The organism is Nocardia sp. NPDC060255, from assembly GCF_042727395.1.
Classification (GTDB): Bacteria; Actinomycetota; Actinomycetes; order Mycobacteriales; family Mycobacteriaceae; genus Nocardia.
In genome coordinates, this window is record NZ_JBHXAU010000010.1 from 1 (window position 1) to 20,159 (window position 20,159).

A 20,159-nucleotide genomic window follows, 5' to 3' on the forward strand; every position below is an offset into this window, starting at 1 on the left:
ATCCTGTTGCGGCGACCACCGAGGGCGCCCGGGCGCCCCACCAAACGCCCACCATCGAGAACCTGCTGGCAAGGTGTGACAGCGAGTTCGGTTTGTCGTAGCTGGCGCGCCGGTCCCGAGAACGCGCGGTACTGCCGATGTGCGGATGATTGAGAAGCGCCTTGCGAATGGGTTGCACGCCAGTCACTACGTCATCAGTTCGGCCGCGTTCGGGACCCCGCACCTGAGCCGCCCTAGGCGACCCAGCCCAGCTCGCGTGCTGCGGCAACGGCCGCGGCCTCTGCTTTATCAGCTTTGATGTAGTCGTCTGACGAACTGGTTTGCTTGAGGCCCTTGCCTGCTGCGGCCGCAGCCTGGGCGGTGGATTTTGCTGCCCGCAATTCAGCAGGCAGTTTTGTGTCATCACGTACCACACCGTCATCAGGACGTCCGCCCTCATTTCGATAACAGCTGTCCTGGAGATCCGCTTGCTTGATCATTTCGCATTTCTGCGGGCCTTTACACAGCTCTCCGCCTTTGGTCAGCGCAAAGCGGCAGGTGACCCACGCGGCACGCTCCGCAAATGTGACGTAGGAGAGGTCATCGCTGTCGGCGTAGAGGTCTCGTCGATCTCGCGGCTTTTGCCCTGGCTCCGATTTCAACGTGAACGGGTCGGACCGTTCCTTGTCGTTGTCACTGAGTGGGACACCGGCGTAGCGAGCCTTGGCGCTGTCGCTTCGCGCCTGATCGCAGGCATTGACGGCGTCCCTGTCACCTGCTGCGGCGTTCTCCTGATCCGGTGTGCACAGCTTGGGAGCGGTGGGCGGATCGGCTGCGTATGCGGTCGAGGGGGTCAGCACTGCGAGGCTGACACCTACGGCGGCGGTGGCCAGAACACGAGATAAGACGCGCAAGGATTCCTCCAGATTCGTGCCTGTGTTCCATGTGACAGGTCATTCAGAAGGCCGGACGAGGCACTGAGATGCGCCCGTGAAGCATTCGTTGCCGTGGCAGTTCCGGATGGCAGAGTTATTCCACCAGTCCGGTTAGCTGCACCCACCGACCTGCAGCGCTGTCCGGCGTGTCGGCAAAAACCGGCCGACCGAAGACTCACGAATGTCCGCACATCGATGGCGCGCGGGCGGGCGTTCCGCACGGGGAGATCAGCTGCGGCGCAGAACATCCGGTGTTGTCGAATGGCGTGCATAGGTGAGCGGTACCATTTCCAGCCTGGTATCGGCAGGTCTCTATGGCTACCGACATGGCCGTTTACTTCTGCTCAGCCCTGGTGTTGACCTCAGTCGACCGGGATGACCGGCGACAGTTCTTCCTGGGCGGCCGAGTTACATGGCGTGGCCTTGTAGCCGGAGAAGTTCTTCGAGAAGTCGACGGGTTTCCCGTTCCATGTTCCCTTCACAGTGACCTCCACATCTGTAGGCGGGACACTCAGGCACCGGACCTTTTCCCAGCGCTTGGGACGTTGGAAGTTGCCTTCCAGTTTGTTGAGGTTGCCGTTCGCCTTTGTGAGGGCGGCGCACGCTTCGGCGGCGTGGGCGTGTGTGCCGCCCACGGTGGGCGCACACACGAGGGTGGCCTGGTGATCGACGTCGTGGGGGTCGTGGACTGTGATGGTGAGTTTCGATTCCGCGGGGGCGGTCCACGCGACCGGGGCGATAGTCACGGCTGCGGCCGCGAGCCCAGCGGTCAACGCCGCGATCGTTCCGGTCGAACGAATCCGGCAGGTTGTCGTCTTGCACCAGCTGAAGGGGGTGGTCATGCTGGTCATTCGTTGCACCCTTCCGGATGGATGGAGAAATCCTGGCACGCCTGTCTATCTCCACAAGGCGCCGCTCGGACACGCGTCACCCCGCCGCTCGATGATCGAACACGAGGCCCGTAGACCGTTGACCGCATTTCCATAATCACGAGGGACGGCCCTGTCGTCGGAACGTACCCTCATGCCGCATGGCGCGCGTTGTCGGCGAGTCGATGCCAGCTGGACTAGACGCGTGTCTTGCGTCAACCCGGTGGCAGGCTGCGATGGTGAGTCCGGTTGTCGGGGCCGACCCCTGAGAACGCGCGGTAACTAGCCGAATATCGTGCAACGGGTTGTTGAGAGGTTGGAGGTCGATCGCCGGATGCCGATGGGATGGGCCGGGTCGCGTTCGAGGTGTAGTGCGCGGATGGTCGACCCGATTTTCGGGGTGCCAGACCGGTGGGTCGGCGTGTTCCGATCCGTGGGCGGGGTCGTGTCGAATAAGTCGTCGTACGGTGGGTCAGGTTGGCTGGTCTGCCTCGACGAACAGGAGCGACGATGCGTCTGGCTCGTGCAGGGATTGCGGTGGTCACGGGGTGTGTTCTGGCGGTTGGGGGTTCAGGTGGTGTTGGGCTGGCGGGGGCGGCGGATGAGCCGATGGTCAAACTGGAGTCCGCCAAGTACCAACCGCCGGTCGAGCAGGAACCTCCGATCCTCGAAGTGACGGTCACTTACAGGTGCGCAGAGGGGGCCGCGAAGTATCTGAAGATCTATACGGAGCAGAGCTCACCGGAACCTGATCAGGTCGGCCCCGCGAAGGGCGAGTCACAGCGGGAAGAGGTTGAGTGCAACGGCGAAAATAACAAGATGACCCGCGCGGTCATCGTTCCCGACGACGGAACTCAGCACGATTTCTGGCATCACCCGGGGAGCGGTGAGGTGCGGGCGGTCCTCTGGGACGAGAATGAGAAGGTCGTCGCGAAGAACAAACGAAAGCTCAGTTGGTAGTTCACCGCAGCTCGACGCGAGTATTCAGCGGCTTTGACCGTGACGCCAGCCATCTCTTGCGATGGCAGGCTGATCGAGCGAATAACGGATCGCGTATTAGCCTTGGTCGATCGCCGGTAAGACTCGCTTATCGGCGGTCGGCGCAAGGTCTGCTCATCTACATAAGGCGTACTGCGTCACCCCCCGTGTCCACGCTGACTTCAGTCAGGGTAAGTGAGCGATAATGCCGCATCCCGCGCGATCCGCCGCCTAGCCGAAGATCAACGGCCCCGGGCATCTCCGAGGCCGTCGCCGTGTCCGTCGATTCCGCTGCCGTACCGTCCGAAGGGTATGTAGTGCGTTACGGGGCTTCGCCCTCTCCTCCGCTACGCCACATCAGCTCGGCGTCCTCAATGGTGATGCATGCGGCAGGGACGCGAGGGACACCAGCTGCATAAGATTGCCCACCCGTGTGCGGCGTATCCAGGCTGAACGGTGCGATCGACCTTCCCGTCGAATCCTTGAGCATGATTTCCCGCTGAACAGCTATTCCGCCGGTCACCACCAATTCCGGCACGCCGTCGACGTACCGCAGCGACAGCGCTCCCACCGTGCCGGGCTCGATCCGCGCCATTTTGTCGGAGGCCGCAGGCTCGGCTACCTCAGGCGTGGCTTGCTCGTCAGACATAGTGCCTCCTCCTCATGGCCGGCCCGATACCGACCCGAACAAGATCGTCCCATTGCGAACTGATCGACACGCCGAAATCCCAAGTGGAAGAGGAAGACTGGACAGATCCAGGCGGTAGCCCACCCGGGGAGAAGCCCGGCGCCCAGCGCAGCTCAGAATCCAATCGCGCGGCAACACTCGTCGGCATCGCCGTCGGAGGTGACGAACTTGTACAGTTCGTCGGCGTTCTGCGTGAAGTACTCCTTCGCGGTCTGCCCGTAGCTACCCATCTGGCTGGCTATCGCGAGCAACACCTCGATGAGTTCTTCCTTGGTAACTGGCACGGCGATCTCGCTTTTGAGGTGCTCCAGGACCTCTCTGCAGAACGCTAGTTCCTGGTTCTGGTCGTTCTCGCTCATCGCGCACCTCCACAGCGGCCATCAACAGCGTCACCGATATCTTTACCAGCGCACGACGCGTTCGTGAGGCGGTTCGAACCCCGCCGGCGCGGGCCTGTGGAAGCTCCACGGGCCGAGGTCATCTCAGCCTCGTCAACGCACGATATTGCCGCCTATCGCGCGTTCTTAGGGTCGCTGAATCGCCTAGGTAAGCGGCCTTGGGGTGTCCGGTCTCCGAGTGCTTGATGTGGTCGGAGGGTGTTGGAGATGACGCGGAAGCGATGGACTTCCATGTCGAGGGTGTCACCATCGGCGATGACACCGCGATACAAGTGCTCGTATTTTGACTTGCGTCAAGTTATTGGCACGCTTGATCGGTGTTGATGATGCGGGTCAGGGGGTGTGTTCGTTTCGGGGGTTGGGGTGGTGAGGAATTGGTCGCGGAGGTGGGGGTGTTCGAGGTGGATGTAGCTTTCCTGGGTGGCGACAGTGGGGTAGGCGCGGTAGACGCCTTCGTTGAAGGTCTCGGCGTAGTAGACGTCGATGTGGCCGCCGTGGTTATCGAGAAATTCTCCCATTGCGTGCGGGTCGGCGGGGAGTTCGTCGAGGATCTGGTCGAATACTCGGCGGTGGTAGGCGACGGCGTGCAGACAGACGAGTCCGGGTGCGTGGCGCAGGAATGCGCCGGCGGGTGCGGGGCCATCGGTGCCGAGGGGGTTCTTCTGGTCGGAGTAGAAACCGCCGAGGTAGAACAGTTTCCATGGCAGGGCCATCAGTTCGCGGACACTGTGGCGTAACACCCAAGTCGTGCCCTGGAGAAACACCGCGTCGTCTTCGAAGAGCAGGATGCTTTCCAGCCCTTGTTGTCGGGCCGTGGCGATTGCACGGCGGTGAGACAACGCGCACCCAATGGTGTAACGCTGAGGTGTCAGGATGGCGGGCAGGCGTTGCACCTTGTCCGCGATGCCCAGGGCCGCGAAGCGTGCCGTGATCCGGGCCCAGCGATCCGGTTGCCGGTCGGAGTTGATGCAGACCAAGGCATCGAAGGCACCGAAGGGATCACTGCGGCTTGCTTGCCAGTGGGCGAGGTGCTGTTCGACCCACAACGCTCCGTAGCGTTCGGTGAAGTGCTCGCAGATCGGCTCGATGGCTTCGCCGGTGTCCTCCCAGCACAACAGATATCGGAAGAAGCGCTCCGCGTCGCGGGCAGGGTCCTCGACAGTGTAGCTTGTGGTGTTGCCCCATCGCAGAAACGGCAGACACAGAGTTCGTTGTCCGTGGGCGCGAAACTTTTTGTGCAGGTAGCCCGCTGGCCCCTCGCTCATCCTCAGCCGAGGATCAATGCCCGGCCAGCAATCTCGACGGCAGGCGAAAACCCCGAGATCCTGCATCCCGATCTCCACGGTCTCCGCCCGCGCGACGGGTGAGCGCAAATAACTACCGGGAACTCCGAAACGGCCTCGATGCCATACCGGCTCCAACTCGATGATGTCCGGAGATAGCGGGCCTGTGCTCCTCGGACCTTGGAGTAGATCCGCGCATTCAGGGTGGGTGGTGACGAATTCCATCAGGTGAGTCAGTGCGGAATTGTGTAGCTGAGTCCCGGGCTCGAGGATTAGCACCCACTGAGCTCGCGCCTCGGTGAAGATCGTGTTCAATGCCGCAGTCCCGGGCCGCCACTGCACGGCGCGCAAATCCAAGGCAGCACTGATTTGCCCACGAACAAGATCGAGCAATGATAGGTCCACTGCGCTGTCAACGACAATCACGATCTCGAACTCGCCGTGACAGCCCAGCGTTTCTACCATAGCGGGAATGTTGCTCATTTGATGGTGGTCGGCGACTATCCCGATAGTCAATGCAGGACAACCGGTCCTGGGCGTTTCCGGCCCGCGGAGTGTCGTGCTGGTGCTCGACGGGCCGGTCACGTGATCGACCCGCGTATAGCGAATCGAGATCCCGGTAGATCATCGAGCGGCGCGTTCACCGGTCGCAACTCGGGCGGCCGGGTTACCTGGCGCAGCTCGGAGTGGAAACTGGAGGGGAATAACACAAGGGTGTCGTGCTCGACCGGGCAATCACGGTATTGGGCATCAACCGTGGGACGGCCATCACGAACCCCAGCATCGTAGAGGCGCAGCTGACCACCACAGAAGCGACGTGGCCTGGCATGTAACCAATAGACGAAACTCACCTGTTCAGGGTCCTGGCGTACACAGGCTGACCTGGCAGCGTCTGGCCACCCGCGATCATCACCCGTCACCACCGTGAAACCGATCCGCGGGCACGAGGGCGCCTCCACGCCCAGCAAATCGCACGCCGTACCGACAACCCGGCCGAGAGCTGCGCCCAAATCCCCGAGATCGGCAGGCTCTGGATCGGCACCCGCACCGACACACCTGGTGACCTCGCCCAGTAGCCGATCCGCCGCGACGACACCGAGGAAGTCGCGGAATCCACACAACGGAGAAGCCAACGTCGCAGACACATTGCTGGACCTCGGCTGGACTGGTACTGGCGCAACCCCGAAAGTAGCCGGCGAACCGGAGCCCACTCGTTTCCCTCCTTCTTCAGCCGGCATACGTCAAGCTCTCTGTCCTCTTACCGCACGACACGGCGGCGACAAGAGCTCAGCTACTAGGGACGACAAAGGCGAATCCATATTTGCTGAAGTTGACCTTTTTGGTCTCTCCCGCCGCGACCGTGGCCGTGACCGCTCCCTCGCAGCGCGTTTTCTTGTAATACTTCAGTGGCTCTTTCGTATTGTTGACAATAGTGATTGTTTTACTACCGCTATTACGGTCGAAGACTTCACCGTTTCCCGAGTGGAATATTTTGCAGCTGGAGCTTTCGGAGGCGGAGAACTTTTTGGTCACGGATCCATGGGTGATTGTGACCTCGTCGGCGGCGGCACATGCGGTGGCCGGAAGAAGCGCACCGACCCCGGAGGTCACTGCGACTGCTCCAGCCAGGGCTGCGAGTCGCCTGTTCAGATTGGTTGCGTGCATCCAATGCCCCTTCGATGTATGTTCGGCTTTTACCTGACGACGACGCTCTAAAGTCGCCGACATTCCTGTTCAGGACCTGTATTCGTTGCCACGCGACAGTTGGATGGCTCGCCGGCGTGACAAGCTGTTCGCCCGTGGGACGATCTCGCGTGGGCCGGTGTCGGACCGACCAGCCGCCGCTGCTGTGTCCGCACATGCCGCCTATCGGTCACACGGCGAACTCGGACGCAGCACCAAGCAATGCGAGAACACGTTCCAATGCTGCTGTCGAGGTTCCCCAAGTGGCGGCGCGACGATCCATCACGATGACTGCTGACAACCCCAGCTACAGGAGATCAGTTGGGTACCGTCGTACCGCAACCAGGTTGGTGCAGTGATGTCGAGATTCGCGACCAGCCACGAACAAGACGCTGTCGAAATTCGCGACCAGACGGTGTCCGAATTCGCGATCAAAGCCACGCTACAGCTCTCTTGAAACGCAGGGCCGGGGACTGCGATCGGCTGCCCAGTCTCGTTGATGCTGAGGCAGTCTCGTTGATCTGAGGTATTTGCCGATTCGTCTCGTGTACTCGAGGCACGGTGGCTAGCCAAGAAATGGTGGTGAGCGGCCAGCGAGGAGCAAGCCGACGGGTTCAGTGCACTGCTTGGGGCTGACCTGCGGGAGTCGACGATGACGTTCGTGGAGTGGTGACGGTTCGTCGAAACCCCGATGCCCACTTCGACCTGCCGCCGGACAAGCAGTGAGCGGCGCTGTCCGGCACCGGACTGCGGTGCCCCACGACGAGGCCAGGATCGACTACGACGCCGAGACGATCATCGTGGCGACCTTCACCATCCGCGCCCGGCTCGCGGTCGATCCTATTGGCGAACAAGCGAATACCACGTCACCCCGGTCTGAGGGTTCCCTGGACCGGAGTGGCTGTGATGGTGTAGAGAATCAGGGGGGTCCCCGATGCGCCCTGGACTGGGTGCTCGCTAGCGTGACCATCGTGCGGGTCACTGCGCCACGATCTGATACCGATGGGGCAACACTGATGAAGTACACCTTGTGCCGCGCCGTGGCCGTGGCTGCTGCGGCGCTGGTTACGCTGGCAGGCCCAGCGTCAGCTGGCGCCGGGCTGAACACCGCCGCGCTCGACGCCGCGGTCAGGATCACTGACGGCGACAACGCTGCCGCGGACCTCGCGCTGGTCGGGGGCGACGGAGAGGTCTGGCAGGGTGCGGACGGGGACAGGCTCACCGGGCAGCCGGTGGCCCGCAACGCGCATTACCGGATCGGTAGTGTGTCAAAGGTTTTCGAGTCGGTGGTGGTGCTGCAACTGGCCGCGCAGGGTTGTCTGGACCTCGACGCGCAGGTGCGGCGGTACCTGCCCGGCGTGCTGCCGCCGGCGTTCGACACCGTGACTGTGCGGGAACTGTTGAACCACACCAGTGGACTGCCCGCGGAGGACGAAGGTGCGCCCCCGCTGACGCCGGATCAGGTGATCGCAGGTCGGTACGACTACCGGAGTTTCGCCGAGGACGTTCATGACACGCTGTTCCCGGACCTGACCGAGAGGCCCGCGCCGGGACCGCATTTCGCGCCTGGCACCAGGCAGGAGTACAGCAGTTTCGCCTACCGGGTGGCGGGGCTGCTGATCGAGCGGGTCACCGGGCACTCGTTCGCCGAGGAGGTCAGGGACCGCATCACCGGGCCGCTGGGAATGCATGAGACGTCGGTTCCCGAACGCGACCCGCGCATTCCGACACCGTATCTGCACGGCTACTACACCGGGAGCAATGGCTCGGTGGTCGATGTGAGCGAGCAGGCCGGGCTCCCCTCGACGATCATCTCCACCCCGGCCGAGGTCGACCGGTTCCTGGTCGCTGTGCTGCACGGTGATCTATTGCCGCCCGCACAGCAGCAGCTGCTGTTCACCATGCCGGTGGGTCCCGACGGCAGACTGCTGTGCGATGTCGCCACCGGCGGGCCGGGCACTCAATGTTTCAGTGACGGTGGGTTGATGAGTACCCGGATGCCCGACGGTACGGTGTTGTGGGGCAAGACCGGGCACGACATCGGTTACGCAAGTGGTGTTTTCGCTACCCGTGACCTGTCGCGGCATGGTGTGTACGCGGTTTCGCGGATCGCTGAGGACAACGGTGCCGCACCGGCGCTGGCACAGCGGATCGGCGCGGCCGCCTTCGCGAAGCCGCAAGGCGGCTGACCCCTGCTCCGCCGGGTCGCGTGAGTCGTCGTCCGGTTCGGCTCCGCCCCGCTCCGCCTCATGATCAGCGAGACGCTCGCCCTACTATCCGTCTCACGAACTCGAGGCACCGCAGCTCAGTGCACCGACCCTGCCTCATCATCAATGAGCAGGACATCGGCCTTGCCCGATGAGCAGTTCGGGCGCTTGCAACCGATGCATCACCGTTCGCTGGCGGGTTCGTCTGAAGAAGGAATTGCGTTACGCTGCTCTGCCGTTTCGCGACCCTCGATTACGAGCACGTCTTCATCGGCTTTTGCGATACGGATGATGTGCAGGATGCGGCCGACTTCTCCGGGGTATCGGCGGGAGGTGATGTCGACTGTTTGCCATCCGGTGTCGGTGTTGGCTCGGATGCGGGCTCGGGTGGTCATTTCGATTGTGGGGCAGGCTGGTTCGAGCAGTGCTTGGGTCCGCCTGAGTGCGGACCAGGAGTCGGGGTGGATGAGGGCGGGGTCGCCGTCGCGCTGTCAGTCGATCCAGTTGGGCACCTTGCCGATCCAGGACGAGATGGGCGGTGGGCTCGATCGTGCGCCGAAGGCGAGCAGCGCCGCGGCGGGTCCGTCGGTGATGTCTTCGTTGGTAAGGCGCAGTGTTTCGAACGGGCCGACAACTGGAGGGGCGATGTCGGTGACGTCGTGGGTGAGGGCGCGGACTCCGACGTGGCGTTCGTCGTTGCGTCCGCGCGCCATGATCTGCCAGTTCATCAGGTGGCCGTCGTCGTGGAGGATGCACAGGCTCGACTCGAACTGCGCGTCGGGGGTAGGGCTGTTCGCTATTTCGATGAGTTGGGGGATGTCGTCGAAACGCAAGACTTTCCGGAATATCTCGCCGGGGGATCTGATGCCTTTCCAGGCCGAGGCGTCGTCGGTGCTCATCAGCCAGGATTCGAGGCGTTGCTGGACTTGGAGTTCGCCGAGGTTCCAGACGTCGTCTTCGGGCCCAAGGATCGGCACGATTTCTACTTGCCGGTCGCCGAAGCGGCCCGACATTCGCTGGTCCAGGTGTGAGCCGCTGCCGCGCGCCCAGTTCAGCGCGCCCACCGCGTCGATGCCTTCGTCGCGTTCGATGCGGAAGATCGAGACCCATTCCTTTCGCAGTCCGTCTTTGGCAACGATGCTCATCGAGGACGGGCCAAGGCATTCGACGAGGTACCACGTCATTGGGGGCCTCTTTTCGGGTCGCTTACGGTCGAGGCGTCAGGTGCAGGGTGACCGGCTCGGGGCTGAGGGCAGCGCGTTCGCGGATCCGCAGCTCATCGGAGGTTGACAGAACGAATGCGTCGAGGATGCGGGCCAGCAGCACCGTGGCCTCGTGGATAGCGAAGACGCGACCGATACAGGATCGCGGTCCAGCTCCCCAGGGTTTGAAGAACCGCTCGGGGTAGCGGCGCAGCGCTGCCGGATCGAACCGGTCGGGGTCGAAACTGCTGGCGGCGGGTCCCCAGACGTCGGTGTCGCGCTGGGCGGCGAGGCTGAGCACGAAAACCGCACGACCGGCGGGGATTTCGTACCCACCTACGTTCTGGTCTGAGCGGGCGACGCGGAAGAAGCCAGGGGCGATAGGCCACATCCGGAGGACTTCGTTGAGCATCTGGCGGGTCAACCTTGAGCGCCCATGCGAGGAGATTTGCTGGATAGACCGGCGCTCTACTGGACGACACGTTCGGAGGATTTTCTGGCCAAACCATTGCCGGACTACCGCATCGGCCCATGGTGTCCGGATAAGCTGAGCTCGGTCTCGGGTCAATACGTTCGAAGAACCCGGCGATGCCACCGACGAGTAAGAAGTATCCCTGCCTTGCGACCGCGAATGCCTGCCAGATCCTTTCGCCTCAATGGAACGGAATCCACAATGAAATCTCGCTGGCCACTCGTCTCGGCGTTAGCCATCGTGGCGGTGGTGATGCCCAGCATCGCTCTGGCTCCTCCAGCGCAGGCCGACGAGGCGTCGCAACGGAAGAACCTCACCGTTTGCACCCTCAAGGAGCTGGACAAGGAGAATAGCGAGTTCCAGCTGAAGGCTCAGGAGCTCAGCGCCCTGAAGGAGATCATCAGCAACCAGATCCACAAGCAGCCGCTCAGGCCGCATACCTCCGACGAGCAAGCAGCCATCCTCAAGGAAATTGAGGCCGAGGCCAAGGTGAAGATGCCGGCTGTCCCTACGAGCACGATTGACAAGATGGTGATCAAGCTCCGCGATTTGGCCCTGCACTGTAATACGGAAATGGGTTCCTGAGCGGGGGCGAAAACGCGCAGGGATCGCTGCCTCCCGCCCACCCGAGGTAGAGACTCTGTGAACCACGTCGGTGTATGCGCCTGACTTTCTCACCGAAGGCGGCGCAATTGACCTCGGTGCCAGCTGCGCCGCGGTCGCAGTCCGGGCCTTGGACAACGTGCTGGGTGAGCATTCTCATTGGCGTGAGTTGTGGCTGGACACCGACACCGACGTCCGTCGCCGGGCGTTCGACACCGTGACCAATATGCTTGAGTGCCGGTAGTTTCACCCGGACCATTAGGTCGGTGATGTCGTCGCGTCCCAGCCTGACGTGATCTGATGGCATAGCGTCGCCGCCCAGGATCTCGGTCGACTCGATGAGGGCTTGCCGTGATTGCGGGTGCAGCAGGTGTTGCCGCCAGGCGGTGGTCCCACCCCGTGAGCTACCTCGAAGGCCCTCATCTGTCACCGGTTGTCGCGCTGTCGGCAACCCGATAGCGCCGCCCGATTGATCGGAAGTTCGGCAGAAATCCGCAGTTCACCACGTCCCCGGTTTGTTGTAGATACCGTACGTGCCGCCCTGGGGGCACCAGGCGACTGCCGGAGGTGCAGCTCGGCGCAGGCTTTGCGGAGGCCGCGCTGGGTGATCGGGGCCGCAGGCCGGGTGTCGCCCGAGGGGGACACGCCGGTCTGCGGCGAGGGGATCAGGGGAGTACGGCGCAGGCGGGGCCGAGGTTGATGCCGGTTCCGACGTTCATTGGATTGCGGAGGGTGTAGGCGTCGTAGTCGTCGCCGTCCAAGAGCTCGAGTACCACGATCTTGTGCGGGCCCTTCTGGGTGGGGGTCCACGTGGTGCGTGCCGTTCCGGACGCGTCCGCTACGACTGAGTTCGGCTGGAATTGCTTGTAGTCCGCGTTTTTCGGGTCGTCGCCGATCTGGTCGAGCACGATCAGCTCCCGGCCGGGGTCGGTGAACACGGTGATCGGGTAGGCGCAGCCGGTGCCGCGGGCGTCTGCCGAGCTGCCGAAGCTCTGGCCCTGCTCGACCCGGATGGTCGTGACTGCCGCCCCCGCCTGCGGCGCGGCGAACGCGATCGCCGCGGCCAGTGCACTGAGCGTCGCCACGGTAGCGGCGGCCGCCCTGTTGGATTTAAGCACGTTGAATTACTCTCTCTAGCAATGGATTCCCCCGTTTGGAGTCGAAGCGAACTATACAGGCCGATCAACTGACTTGGGGGCTCCAGCTGTGCCCGTAAAAGGGGTGGGATCGGTTGCCGCAGAGGGCCCGAAGAAGCGATGGTCACAGTTCAACCGGGTCGGCGGGCTCGTCGTCATCGGCCTGTACCTTGCCTCCGTGACCAGGTTGGCGGTCAGCAAGGACTGGAACGACCTGACGGCGACTCATCTGTTCGGCCTGACCGGTGTCGTTGCCGGGCTGGTCTTGATTTCAGTGGTGCTGGAACCAGTCCCGGTCGCCGGCCCGCGGAAACGATGGACACCGCGCAGAACGGTTGCCGCACTGGTCGTGGCCATCTTGATCGCGGCAGGCATCATCACATCGATCATTCGCACGGGCGCGGCTTTGGGCGATCCGGCGGGCCAGCTGTTCCTGCAGACGGCCGCCCTTGGCGGCGTGCTGTTCCTCATTACGGATAGGCGCGCTCGAGATCGACCGTAGGTGAATTCGGAAGCCGCGTAGCATTTTTGGGCGCAACATATTCACGTGCGCCGGGCAACCTCGCAACTGGGGAATTCCCCAGTCGAAGCTGCCGGTCGGCGGCAGTCGTGCGACCGGTTGCTCGACGCTGAGATCTGTTGGGGGTCGGTGGATTTCGAGACAGCGATGGGTGTCACGGTACTCGGATGAGTTGGCCTCTGGTACAAAAACCGGCGCAATGGTGGCCTGTTTGTGGTGTGCACAAGGTGACCGCTCGATCTATGTGCACAGTTTGTTAAGTAAACGAGTGCGAGGGTTGACGTTGGAGGATACGGGCCGTACGTTTCGCCCATTGTTGTTGCTTTAGGGTGATCAAAGGGGAAGTCGTGGCGACCCTGCTCACGGATGAGCTTTCACCGGATGCGGTGCCCGCCGTCAAGGGGGGTCCGGTTGGGCGCTCGCCCGGTCAGCTTGCCTGGCTTCGGTTCAAGCGGGACAAGACCGGCGTCGTGGCGGGCATCGTCGTGTTGTTCTTCTTCGTCGTCGGCCTCGGCGCGCCGCTGATCTCCCTGCTCTACGGCAAGGACCCGTACACCCCGTACGCCACGACCGGCAATGGGTTGCTCACCGACACCGGCTTCCCGGTCAAGCCCAACGGCGGTATCGACAGCCAGTTCTGGTTCGGTATCGAACCGCACACTGGCCGCGACGTACTCATTGTGCTGGTCTACGGAATCCGTACCTCCCTGCTGATTTCGCTGGCCGTAGTGCTGCTGACGACGATCATCGGCACCCTGCTCGGCGTCACCGCCGGGTATGTGGGCGGCCGGACCGATTACGTCATCAGCCGGATCACCGACATCCTGCTGTCCATCCCGTCCACCCTGTTCATCCTCGCCTTCATGCCGGTCGCCTGGGCTAGTTATCAGGCGACGGGGCAAGAGGTTCCGCCGTGGGTGCGGGCGGCCAGCCTGATCGGACTGCTGACCTTGTTCGGTTGGACCCGCAACGCTCGGCTGCAGCGCGGCCAGGTGTTCTCCTTGCGGGAGCGGGAGTTCATCGAGGCGGCCAAGGTGACTGGTGCGAGTCCGCGGCGGATCATCTTCCGGGAACTGCTACCGAATCTGTGGACCCCGATCCTGGTGTTGGCGACGCTGGACCTGCCCGCATACGTCACGGCGGAGGCGGCACTGTCCTTCCTCGGCGTCGGCATCAAGGATCCGACGCCCGACTGGGGCGTGATGGTGCAGAACGGATCCGGCCTGATCTCCTCCGACATCACCTACCTGGTCTTCCCCGGTATCGGGATGATGCTTTTTGTGCTCGCGTTCAACTTGCTCGGCGACTCGGTGCGCGACGCCCTCGACCCGAAGGGAAGCCGATAACCGTTGGGTCGCCGGGCTTTTCCGGCGGTAAGAGGAGGCAGGAACTGGAATGAAGAAAACCCATCTCGCGCAGGCCGCTGCGGTGGCGGCGGCGCTGGCACTGGTGACGGCAGGCTGCTCGGCCGGCGGCACCAATGTCGGCAGTACTGACCAGCCGAAGGCCGTACAGAGCAAACTCACTCTCGACCCGACCGGCAAACAGTCGACCGGTCCGGCCGCGGAGGTATCCGGCGCCCAGCAGGGCGGCACACTCGACCTGATGTGGCGCGCCGACCATCCGCACTATGACCCGGCCAAGGTCTACACCGCCCCGGACGACGGAACATTCCGGCTCATCAACCGCCGGCTCACCGTGTTCAACCAGCACGACGACGGCTCGATGGCGCTGGTCGGCGACTTGGCCACCAATACCGGCGAGGCCTCCGACGGCGGTAAGACGTGGAAGTACACCCTGAAGGACGGCGTGAAGTACGCCGACGGCACGCCGATCAGGTCCCAGGACATCAAGTACGGCGTCGAGCGCACATTCGATCCGACGTTCGCGACCGGGCCGAAGTGGGTCCAATTGTGGCTGGCCGGGAAGGACGACTTCAGTTCGGTCTACCCGGGTCCGTTCGGTGGCCAGGAACTCGGCTCCGACAAGATCGAGACGCCGGACGACAAGACCATCATCTTCCACCTGGCCGAGCCGGAGTCGGACTTCCCGTTCGCCGCCTCGATGAGCGAGACCGTCCCGGTGCGCAAGGACAAGGACGCCAAGCCCGCCGACCTGGACGCCAACGGGCTCGGCGACATGGCCACCGGGCCGTACAAGATCGGCGCACATGAGGTGGACAAGACGCTGACCCTGGTGCGAAACCCGAACTGGGATCCGAAGACCGACCCGGTCCGGCACCAGTACCCGGATCAGATCCACTTCCAGTTCGGTGTGATGGCCAAGCAGCAAACCGACCAGTTGAAGGCGGACACCGACCCGAGCGCGGCCTCCTACTACAGCGGTATCGACACCGATCAAGTGCAGGCCATCCTGCAGGATCCGAAGTTGAAGCAGCGCACCGTCGATGCCGAGACCAACTCCGTGCAGGCCTTCGCGATCAACACCGCCCGGGTCACCGATGTGAACGTCCGCAAGGCGATCGCCACCGCGTTCCCGAAGCAGGACGTCCTCACCACGCAAGGCGGCCCCTTCTTCGGCAATATCGCCACCACGCTCAGCCCGCGTAACTCGGTGGGCTACTCGGCGCAGCCCAACCCGTACGGCGTCGGCGACAACGGCGACCCGCAGAAGGCGAAGCAGATCCTCACCGACGCACATCAACTCGGCTACAAGGTCAACGTGGCCTGGGACTCCACCCCGACCGCCGACCGTTGGGGTACCCCGATCAAGCGCGCGTTGGAGGCCGCCGGCTTCGAGGTCAACCTGAACCCGGTGCCGGACAAGGGTTTCTACGATGCGGTCGGGCGCCTGAACAATCCGTTCGACCTGATCTGGAACTCGTGGGGCCCGGACTGGCCGACCAACCGGACTGTGTACAGCGCGGTGTACTACGGCGGGGCGGTCAAGGATGAGGGCAACAACTACGCCCAGCTCAAGGAGAAGGGGGTCGACGACGAGATCAACCGCGTGCAGGCGATCCAGGACATCGACGCCCAGGGCAAGGAGTACATGCCGCTGGACCAGCTGATTCAGCGGGACTATGCCGCCGCAATCCCGTTGGTGTACCTGCGCAAACAGTTGATGTTCGGCTCGAAGGTCGGCGGGGCGCGGATGGACGCGATCAGCTTGAGCCTCGACCTGACTACCGCCTATATCAAGAAGTAGCGCGAGTCTGACGAAGTCTCGAGCCGGGTGCCGGACAGGTTGCCCGTCACCCGGCTCCTCCTCCAGAGAGCGATCTCCGAATGCTGGCCTTCCTCACCCGCCGGATCCTCGGCGGCCTTGTGATCCTGCTGGTTGTTTGCGCGGTCACCTTCGTGATGTTCTATGTGGCCCCCGGCAACGATGTCGCTAGGCTGGCCTGCGGAAGAACCTGCTCACCCGAGCTGATCGCCTCTGTCGCACACCAATTGGGCACGGATAAGCCGGTCTGGCAGCAGTTCCTCGACTACCTCGCCGGGATCTTCACCGGCCGCAGCATCGCCGACACCTATTGCTCGGCTCCGTGCCTCGGTTACTCGTTCCACAACCATCGGCCGGTACTGGACACCATCCTGGATCGGATCCCGGTCACGTTCTCGCTGACCGTCGGCGCGGTGGTGATGTTCCTGGTCGTCGGCATCGGCCTCGGCCTGCTGGCCGCGTTGCGCAAGGGGAAGTTCGCCGATAAAGCTGCGATGGGTTTCGCAGTACTCGGCGGCGCGCAGCAGATTTTCGTGCTCGGCCCGTTCCTGCTGTTCCTCTTCGTGTATTCGACGCACCTCATGGAGGTGCCCAGTTATACGTCGTTCTTCGATAATCCGGTGAAATGGGGGACCGGGTTGTTCCTGCCTTGGGTCTGCCTCGCCATCATCACCGCCGCGGCCTACGCGCGGTTCACCCGTTCCTCGATGGTGGAAGTGCTGAACGAGGACTACGTCCGTACCGTGCGCGCCAAGGGCATGGGCAACGCGAATGTCTATCTGAAGCATGCCTTTCGCGGCGCCATGAGCCCGATCGCCACCCTGCTCGGACTGGACATCGCGGTGCTGCTCGGCGGGGCCCTCGTCACCGAGACCGTGTTCAATCTGCCCGGGATCGGGCAGTTGGCCGTCTTCTCCGTGCAGGACTCGGATCTGCCGGTGATGATGGCCGTGGTGCTGCTGGCCGCCACCGCCGTGGTGGTGGCCAACATCGTGGTGGACGTCGTGTACGCGTTCATCGACCCGAGGGTGAGGCTGGGATGACCAGGGCCGAATCGACACTGGAGCGTGACATGTCCAGCCAAGGCACCATCCTCTCGGTGCGAGATCTGTTCGTGCACTTTCGAACTGAAGACGGCACGGTCAAGGCGGTGGACGGGCTGTCGTACGACCTCGTGCGGGGTAAGACACTCGGCATCGTCGGCGAGTCGGGTTCGGGCAAGAGCGTGTCGGCCATGGCCATCCTCGGCCTGCACAATCGCGAGCATTCGACGATCAGCGGGCAGATTCTGTTCGAGGGAACGGATCTGGCCGGGGCGGACGAGCGCACCACCCGGCAGTTCCGGGGCAAGCGGATCTCGATGATCTTTCAGGATCCGTTGACCGCGTTGTCGCCGTACTACACGGTCGGCGACCAAATCATCGAGACGTACCGCAGGCACACCGGCGCGTCCAAGAAGCGGGCGCGGGCGCGGGCCATCGAGATGCTCACCAAAGTTGGTATACCGCAACCACAACGGCGGGTGGACGAGTACCCGCACCAGTTCTCCGGTGGCATGCGGCAGCGGGTGATGATCGCGATCGCACTCTGCTGCGATCCCGATCTGCTGATCGCGGACGAGCCGACGACGGCACTGGACGTGACGGTGCAGGCACAGATCCTGGACCTGCTGCGAGAGTTGCAGCGCGAGTTCAACACGGCGATCATCCTGATCACCCACGACATGGGCGTGGTCGCGCAGATGGCCGACGACGTGCTGGTGATGTACGCGGGCCGATGCGTGGAGCGAGGCACGGTGCGCGAGGTGCTCAAACAGCCACGGCATCCCTATAGTTGGGGTCTGCTGTCGTCGATCCCGCACCTGGGCGGCGATGTGGACACGCCGCTGAAACCGGTGCGGGGTGCGCCGCCGAGCCTGATCGACGTGCCGTCCGGATGTCCGTTCCATCCCCGGTGCGATTACGTGGACCGCGTGGCGGACGCGCGCTGCAAGATCGAGCGGCCGGAGCTCGGTACCGCCGCAGGGCGCGGGTCGGCCTGTCACCTGGCCGACGAGGAGGCCGACCGCATCTTCGTCGATATCGTCCGGCCGACGCTCGGCATCGGGAGCGCATCATGACCGACCAGGCACTGACCGAAGAGTCACTGTCCGAACCGATTTCGCGCCGCACCGACGCCGGACCATTGCTGACGGCGACGGGGTTGCAGATGTATTTCCCCATCCGCTCCGGGTTCCTGTTCAAACGGCAATCCGAGGTGGTGCGCGCCGTGGACGGCATTGATCTGAGCGTGTCCGCCGGCGAGGCGTTCGGCCTGGTGGGTGAGTCCGGTTGCGGCAAGTCGACCACCGGACGGATGCTGGCCCGGCTGCTGGAGCCGACGGCAGGCACGATCACCTACCGCGGTCAGGACATCACGCACCGTACGCGCCGCGAGCTGGCGCCCATCCGGTCCGAGATCCAGATGATCTTCCAGGATCCGTACTCCTCACTGAACCCGAGGCAGACGGTGGGCACGATCATCGCCGGGCCGATGGAGATCAACGGCATCAACCCGCCCGGTGGTCGGCGCGGTCGAGTGCGGGAGTTGCTGGAGACGGTCGGCCTGAATCCCGAGCACTACAACCGTTTTCCACACGAATTCTCCGGCGGGCAGCGCCAGCGCATCGGCGTCGCCCGCGCGCTGGCACTGAACCCGAAGCTCATCGTGGCCGACGAACCGGTGTCCGCCCTGGACGTATCCATTCAGGCGCAGGTGGTGAACCTACTGCAAGGGCTGCAACGCGACCTGGGCATCGCCTTCGTGTTCATCGCACACGACCTGGCCGTGGTGCGGCACTTCAGCGAGCGCATCGCGGTCATGTACCTGGGCAAGATCGTGGAAATCGCCGACCGCGCCGACCTCTACGACCGCCCACACCATCCGTACACGCAGGCGCTGCTGTCCTCGGTGCCGGAGGCCGATCCCGACAGCGCGAAACAACGTGACCGGATCCGCCTCACCGGCGACGTCCCCTCACCCATCAACCCGCCCTCCGGCTGCCGCTTCCGCACCCGCTGCTGGAAGGCCGAGAACATCTGCGCCGAGCAGGAACCACCACTGATCCAACTGGGCTCATCCACCGAAGGACACCGGGCCGCTTGCCATTTCCCGGAACCGCGCCACGTGGTCGCCTGATCGACCGGTGCCGAGCCGAATCCTGTTCGATCCCATCTGGAATGGTCCCGGCATCGAATACGCGATGGGCTGACCGATCGGTCGACCTGGCGTCCGGCTGACACTCGGGCGTACCACTCTCGAAAGAGACGGGGTTACGCATGATTCGGAAAACTACGACGGTCGTGCTGTTCGCTGCCGCAGCTATCGCACTGACCGGCACGGGGACGGCGACGGCCAGGCCCACCGCCGTGCAACAACAAGGAAGCGACGCTGGACAACAGGCCGGTAACGGTGGGAATCAGGCGGGCAACGTCCCAAACCAAGGGGATGGTGGAAACGACGGAGCCGGCCAAGCGCAGAGCGGGGGACAGCAACAGCAGCAACAAAGACCTGGCGCCGGCCACCAGACGGGCAACGCGGGAAATCAAGCGGACGGCCGCGTTGGTCAAGGTCAGGACGGAAGCAACGAGCAGGGCCAAGGACAGCACAGCGCGACGCAGCAGCAGGCTGGATCCAGCCAGCAGCAAAACGGCAGTTCTGCCACAAACCAGGGGCAAGACGCTGTCAACCAGGCAGGCAAGGCGGGCAACAGTGGAAGCGGCCAAGCCGGCCAAACCCAACAGAGCGGGATGCGGCAGCAGGGTGGATCCGGCCACCAGCAGCAGGGAAGCACCGCGGGAAACCAGGCAACCCATACAGGCAACAATGGCGAGTCCCAGAAGGCCAAGGCACCGAAGGGCAAGGCGGGCAGCGGCTCCGGCAAGGGCAAGCAGACGAACTGAGGGAACGCGCCGGCGCGACTAGCACGCCGATCAGGTGCTGAGATACCGATTCTGGTGCCGAGCCCGGTCCGTCCGTTCG

The 20,159-nt window shown here is 63.5% G+C and carries 20 protein-coding genes; 10 read left to right on the forward strand and 10 right to left on the reverse strand.

Features of this window, described 5'->3' with window-relative positions; all coding sequences use genetic code 11:
* Positions 1 to 233 precede the first annotated feature (233 nt).
* Both ACFWF1_RS19395 and ACFWF1_RS19400 read right to left on the reverse strand, forming a co-directional pair.
* Positions 234 to 893, reverse strand: a complete 660-nt coding sequence (locus tag ACFWF1_RS19395) for a hypothetical protein (RefSeq protein WP_379280950.1) — start codon at positions 891 to 893, stop codon at positions 234 to 236.
* A 383-nt stretch (positions 894 to 1,276) separates the two neighbouring features.
* Positions 1,277 to 1,765 carry an SSI family serine proteinase inhibitor gene (locus tag ACFWF1_RS19400; RefSeq protein WP_379280949.1) on the reverse strand — a complete coding sequence of 163 codons (489 nt, stop codon included), beginning with the start codon at positions 1,763 to 1,765 and terminating at the stop codon, positions 1,277 to 1,279.
* Between the two features lie 528 nt (positions 1,766 to 2,293).
* On the opposite strand from ACFWF1_RS19400, the gene ACFWF1_RS19405 reads away from it, so the two are divergent.
* On the forward strand, positions 2,294 to 2,743 hold the full coding sequence (locus ACFWF1_RS19405; RefSeq protein WP_379280948.1) for a hypothetical protein: 450 nt from the start codon (positions 2,294 to 2,296) through the stop codon (positions 2,741 to 2,743).
* A gap of 340 nt (positions 2,744 to 3,083) precedes the next feature.
* Here ACFWF1_RS19405 and ACFWF1_RS19410 read toward each other — a convergent pair whose 3' ends face one another.
* From ACFWF1_RS19410 to ACFWF1_RS19425, 4 genes are all read right to left on the reverse strand, one after another.
* Entirely contained in the window at positions 3,084 to 3,410 is a 327-nt protein-coding gene (locus ACFWF1_RS19410) for a hypothetical protein (protein WP_379280947.1), read from the reverse strand.
* Between the two features lie 152 nt (positions 3,411 to 3,562).
* Positions 3,563 to 3,808, reverse strand: a complete 246-nt coding sequence (locus tag ACFWF1_RS19415; RefSeq protein ID WP_379280946.1) for a hypothetical protein — start codon at positions 3,806 to 3,808, stop codon at positions 3,563 to 3,565.
* A gap of 332 nt (positions 3,809 to 4,140) precedes the next feature.
* A complete protein-coding gene (locus ACFWF1_RS19420; RefSeq protein WP_379280945.1) occupies positions 4,141 to 5,595 on the reverse strand; it encodes a hypothetical protein in 1,455 nt (484 codons plus the stop codon).
* Positions 5,596 to 6,417: 822 nt separating this feature from the next.
* Positions 6,418 to 6,795 (reverse strand): hypothetical protein, encoded by a 378-nt coding sequence (locus ACFWF1_RS19425; protein WP_379280944.1) that lies wholly within the window; start codon positions 6,793 to 6,795, stop codon positions 6,418 to 6,420.
* A 1,034-nt stretch (positions 6,796 to 7,829) separates the two neighbouring features.
* Between ACFWF1_RS19425 and ACFWF1_RS19430 the strand changes: the two genes are divergently transcribed.
* Positions 7,830 to 9,002: a serine hydrolase domain-containing protein gene (locus tag ACFWF1_RS19430; protein WP_379280943.1), complete on the forward strand. Its 1,173-nt coding sequence runs from the start codon at positions 7,830 to 7,832 to the stop codon at positions 9,000 to 9,002.
* 200 nt (positions 9,003 to 9,202) lie between these two features.
* Here ACFWF1_RS19430 and ACFWF1_RS19435 read toward each other — a convergent pair whose 3' ends face one another.
* From ACFWF1_RS19435 to ACFWF1_RS19445, 3 genes are all read right to left on the reverse strand, one after another.
* On the reverse strand, positions 9,203 to 9,415 hold the full coding sequence (locus ACFWF1_RS19435) for a hypothetical protein (protein ID WP_379280942.1): 213 nt from the start codon (positions 9,413 to 9,415) through the stop codon (positions 9,203 to 9,205).
* A 96-nt stretch (positions 9,416 to 9,511) separates the two neighbouring features.
* Positions 9,512 to 10,204, reverse strand: coding sequence for a GAF domain-containing protein (locus ACFWF1_RS19440; RefSeq protein WP_379280941.1), 693 nt, complete (start codon positions 10,202 to 10,204; stop codon positions 9,512 to 9,514).
* 22 nt (positions 10,205 to 10,226) lie between these two features.
* Positions 10,227 to 10,817, reverse strand: coding sequence for a cytochrome P450 (locus tag ACFWF1_RS19445; RefSeq protein WP_379280940.1), 591 nt, complete (start codon positions 10,815 to 10,817; stop codon positions 10,227 to 10,229).
* Between the two features lie 78 nt (positions 10,818 to 10,895).
* On the opposite strand from ACFWF1_RS19445, the gene ACFWF1_RS19450 reads away from it, so the two are divergent.
* Complete coding sequence (locus ACFWF1_RS19450) at positions 10,896 to 11,279, forward strand: hypothetical protein (RefSeq protein ID WP_379280939.1); 384 nt, start codon at positions 10,896 to 10,898, stop codon at positions 11,277 to 11,279.
* A gap of 683 nt (positions 11,280 to 11,962) precedes the next feature.
* On the opposite strand, the gene ACFWF1_RS19455 is transcribed toward ACFWF1_RS19450, so the two are convergent.
* Positions 11,963 to 12,415 carry a hypothetical protein gene (locus tag ACFWF1_RS19455; RefSeq protein WP_379280938.1) on the reverse strand — a complete coding sequence of 151 codons (453 nt, stop codon included), beginning with the start codon at positions 12,413 to 12,415 and terminating at the stop codon, positions 11,963 to 11,965.
* Positions 12,416 to 12,611: 196 nt separating this feature from the next.
* Here ACFWF1_RS19455 and ACFWF1_RS19460 point away from each other — a divergent pair, with 196 nt between their 5' ends.
* The 7 genes from ACFWF1_RS19460 to ACFWF1_RS19490 all read left to right on the forward strand — a co-directional run bounded on the left by ACFWF1_RS19460 (position 12,612) and on the right by ACFWF1_RS19490 (position 20,080).
* On the forward strand, positions 12,612 to 12,935 hold the full coding sequence (locus tag ACFWF1_RS19460; RefSeq protein WP_379280937.1) for a hypothetical protein: 324 nt from the start codon (positions 12,612 to 12,614) through the stop codon (positions 12,933 to 12,935).
* Between the two features lie 365 nt (positions 12,936 to 13,300).
* The gene (locus tag ACFWF1_RS19465; RefSeq protein WP_379280936.1) at positions 13,301 to 14,299 is read left to right on the forward strand and encodes an ABC transporter permease; all 999 of its coding nucleotides are present in this window, start codon (positions 13,301 to 13,303) and stop codon (positions 14,297 to 14,299) included.
* A 49-nt stretch (positions 14,300 to 14,348) separates the two neighbouring features.
* Entirely contained in the window at positions 14,349 to 16,121 is a 1,773-nt protein-coding gene (locus ACFWF1_RS19470; RefSeq protein ID WP_379280935.1) for an ABC transporter substrate-binding protein, read from the forward strand.
* Between the two features lie 80 nt (positions 16,122 to 16,201).
* Positions 16,202 to 17,182 (forward strand): ABC transporter permease, encoded by a 981-nt coding sequence (locus ACFWF1_RS19475; RefSeq protein ID WP_379280934.1) that lies wholly within the window; start codon positions 16,202 to 16,204, stop codon positions 17,180 to 17,182.
* The gene (locus ACFWF1_RS19480; protein ID WP_379280933.1) at positions 17,179 to 18,258 is read left to right on the forward strand and encodes an ABC transporter ATP-binding protein; all 1,080 of its coding nucleotides are present in this window, start codon (positions 17,179 to 17,181) and stop codon (positions 18,256 to 18,258) included. Before ACFWF1_RS19475 ends, ACFWF1_RS19480 begins: the two co-directional genes overlap by 4 nt.
* An 89-nt stretch (positions 18,259 to 18,347) precedes the next feature.
* Positions 18,348 to 19,316 carry an ABC transporter ATP-binding protein gene (locus ACFWF1_RS19485; RefSeq protein WP_379281210.1) on the forward strand — a complete coding sequence of 323 codons (969 nt, stop codon included), beginning with the start codon at positions 18,348 to 18,350 and terminating at the stop codon, positions 19,314 to 19,316.
* Positions 19,317 to 19,456: 140 nt separating this feature from the next.
* A complete protein-coding gene (locus ACFWF1_RS19490; protein ID WP_379280932.1) occupies positions 19,457 to 20,080 on the forward strand; it encodes a hypothetical protein in 624 nt (207 codons plus the stop codon).
* Positions 20,081 to 20,159: the final 79 nt, after the last annotated feature.

Excerpts from the sequence above, each read along its gene's own strand:
- ACFWF1_RS19400 (WP_379280949.1), bottom strand. The coding sequence starts at position 1,765 with ATGACCAGCATGACCACCCCCTTCAGCTGGTGCAAGACGACAACCTGC.
- ACFWF1_RS19405 (WP_379280948.1), top strand. The coding sequence starts at position 2,294 with ATGCGTCTGGCTCGTGCAGGGATTGCGGTGGTCACGGGGTGTGTTCTG.
- ACFWF1_RS19410 (WP_379280947.1), bottom strand. The coding sequence starts at position 3,410 with ATGTCTGACGAGCAAGCCACGCCTGAGGTAGCCGAGCCTGCGGCCTCC.
- ACFWF1_RS19415 (WP_379280946.1), bottom strand. The coding sequence starts at position 3,808 with ATGAGCGAGAACGACCAGAACCAGGAACTAGCGTTCTGCAGAGAGGTC.
- ACFWF1_RS19420 (WP_379280945.1), bottom strand. The coding sequence starts at position 5,595 with ATGGTAGAAACGCTGGGCTGTCACGGCGAGTTCGAGATCGTGATTGTC.
- ACFWF1_RS19425 (WP_379280944.1), bottom strand. The coding sequence starts at position 6,795 with ATGCACGCAACCAATCTGAACAGGCGACTCGCAGCCCTGGCTGGAGCA.
- ACFWF1_RS19430 (WP_379280943.1), top strand. The coding sequence starts at position 7,830 with ATGAAGTACACCTTGTGCCGCGCCGTGGCCGTGGCTGCTGCGGCGCTG.
- ACFWF1_RS19435 (WP_379280942.1), bottom strand. The coding sequence starts at position 9,415 with ATGACCACCCGAGCCCGCATCCGAGCCAACACCGACACCGGATGGCAA.
- ACFWF1_RS19440 (WP_379280941.1), bottom strand. The coding sequence starts at position 10,204 with ATGACGTGGTACCTCGTCGAATGCCTTGGCCCGTCCTCGATGAGCATC.
- ACFWF1_RS19450 (WP_379280939.1), top strand. The coding sequence starts at position 10,896 with ATGAAATCTCGCTGGCCACTCGTCTCGGCGTTAGCCATCGTGGCGGTG.
- ACFWF1_RS19470 (WP_379280935.1), top strand. The coding sequence starts at position 14,349 with ATGAAGAAAACCCATCTCGCGCAGGCCGCTGCGGTGGCGGCGGCGCTG.
- ACFWF1_RS19475 (WP_379280934.1), top strand. The coding sequence starts at position 16,202 with ATGCTGGCCTTCCTCACCCGCCGGATCCTCGGCGGCCTTGTGATCCTG.
- ACFWF1_RS19480 (WP_379280933.1), top strand. The coding sequence starts at position 17,179 with ATGACCAGGGCCGAATCGACACTGGAGCGTGACATGTCCAGCCAAGGC.
- ACFWF1_RS19485 (WP_379281210.1), top strand. The coding sequence starts at position 18,348 with ATGTATTTCCCCATCCGCTCCGGGTTCCTGTTCAAACGGCAATCCGAG.
- ACFWF1_RS19490 (WP_379280932.1), top strand. The coding sequence starts at position 19,457 with ATGATTCGGAAAACTACGACGGTCGTGCTGTTCGCTGCCGCAGCTATC.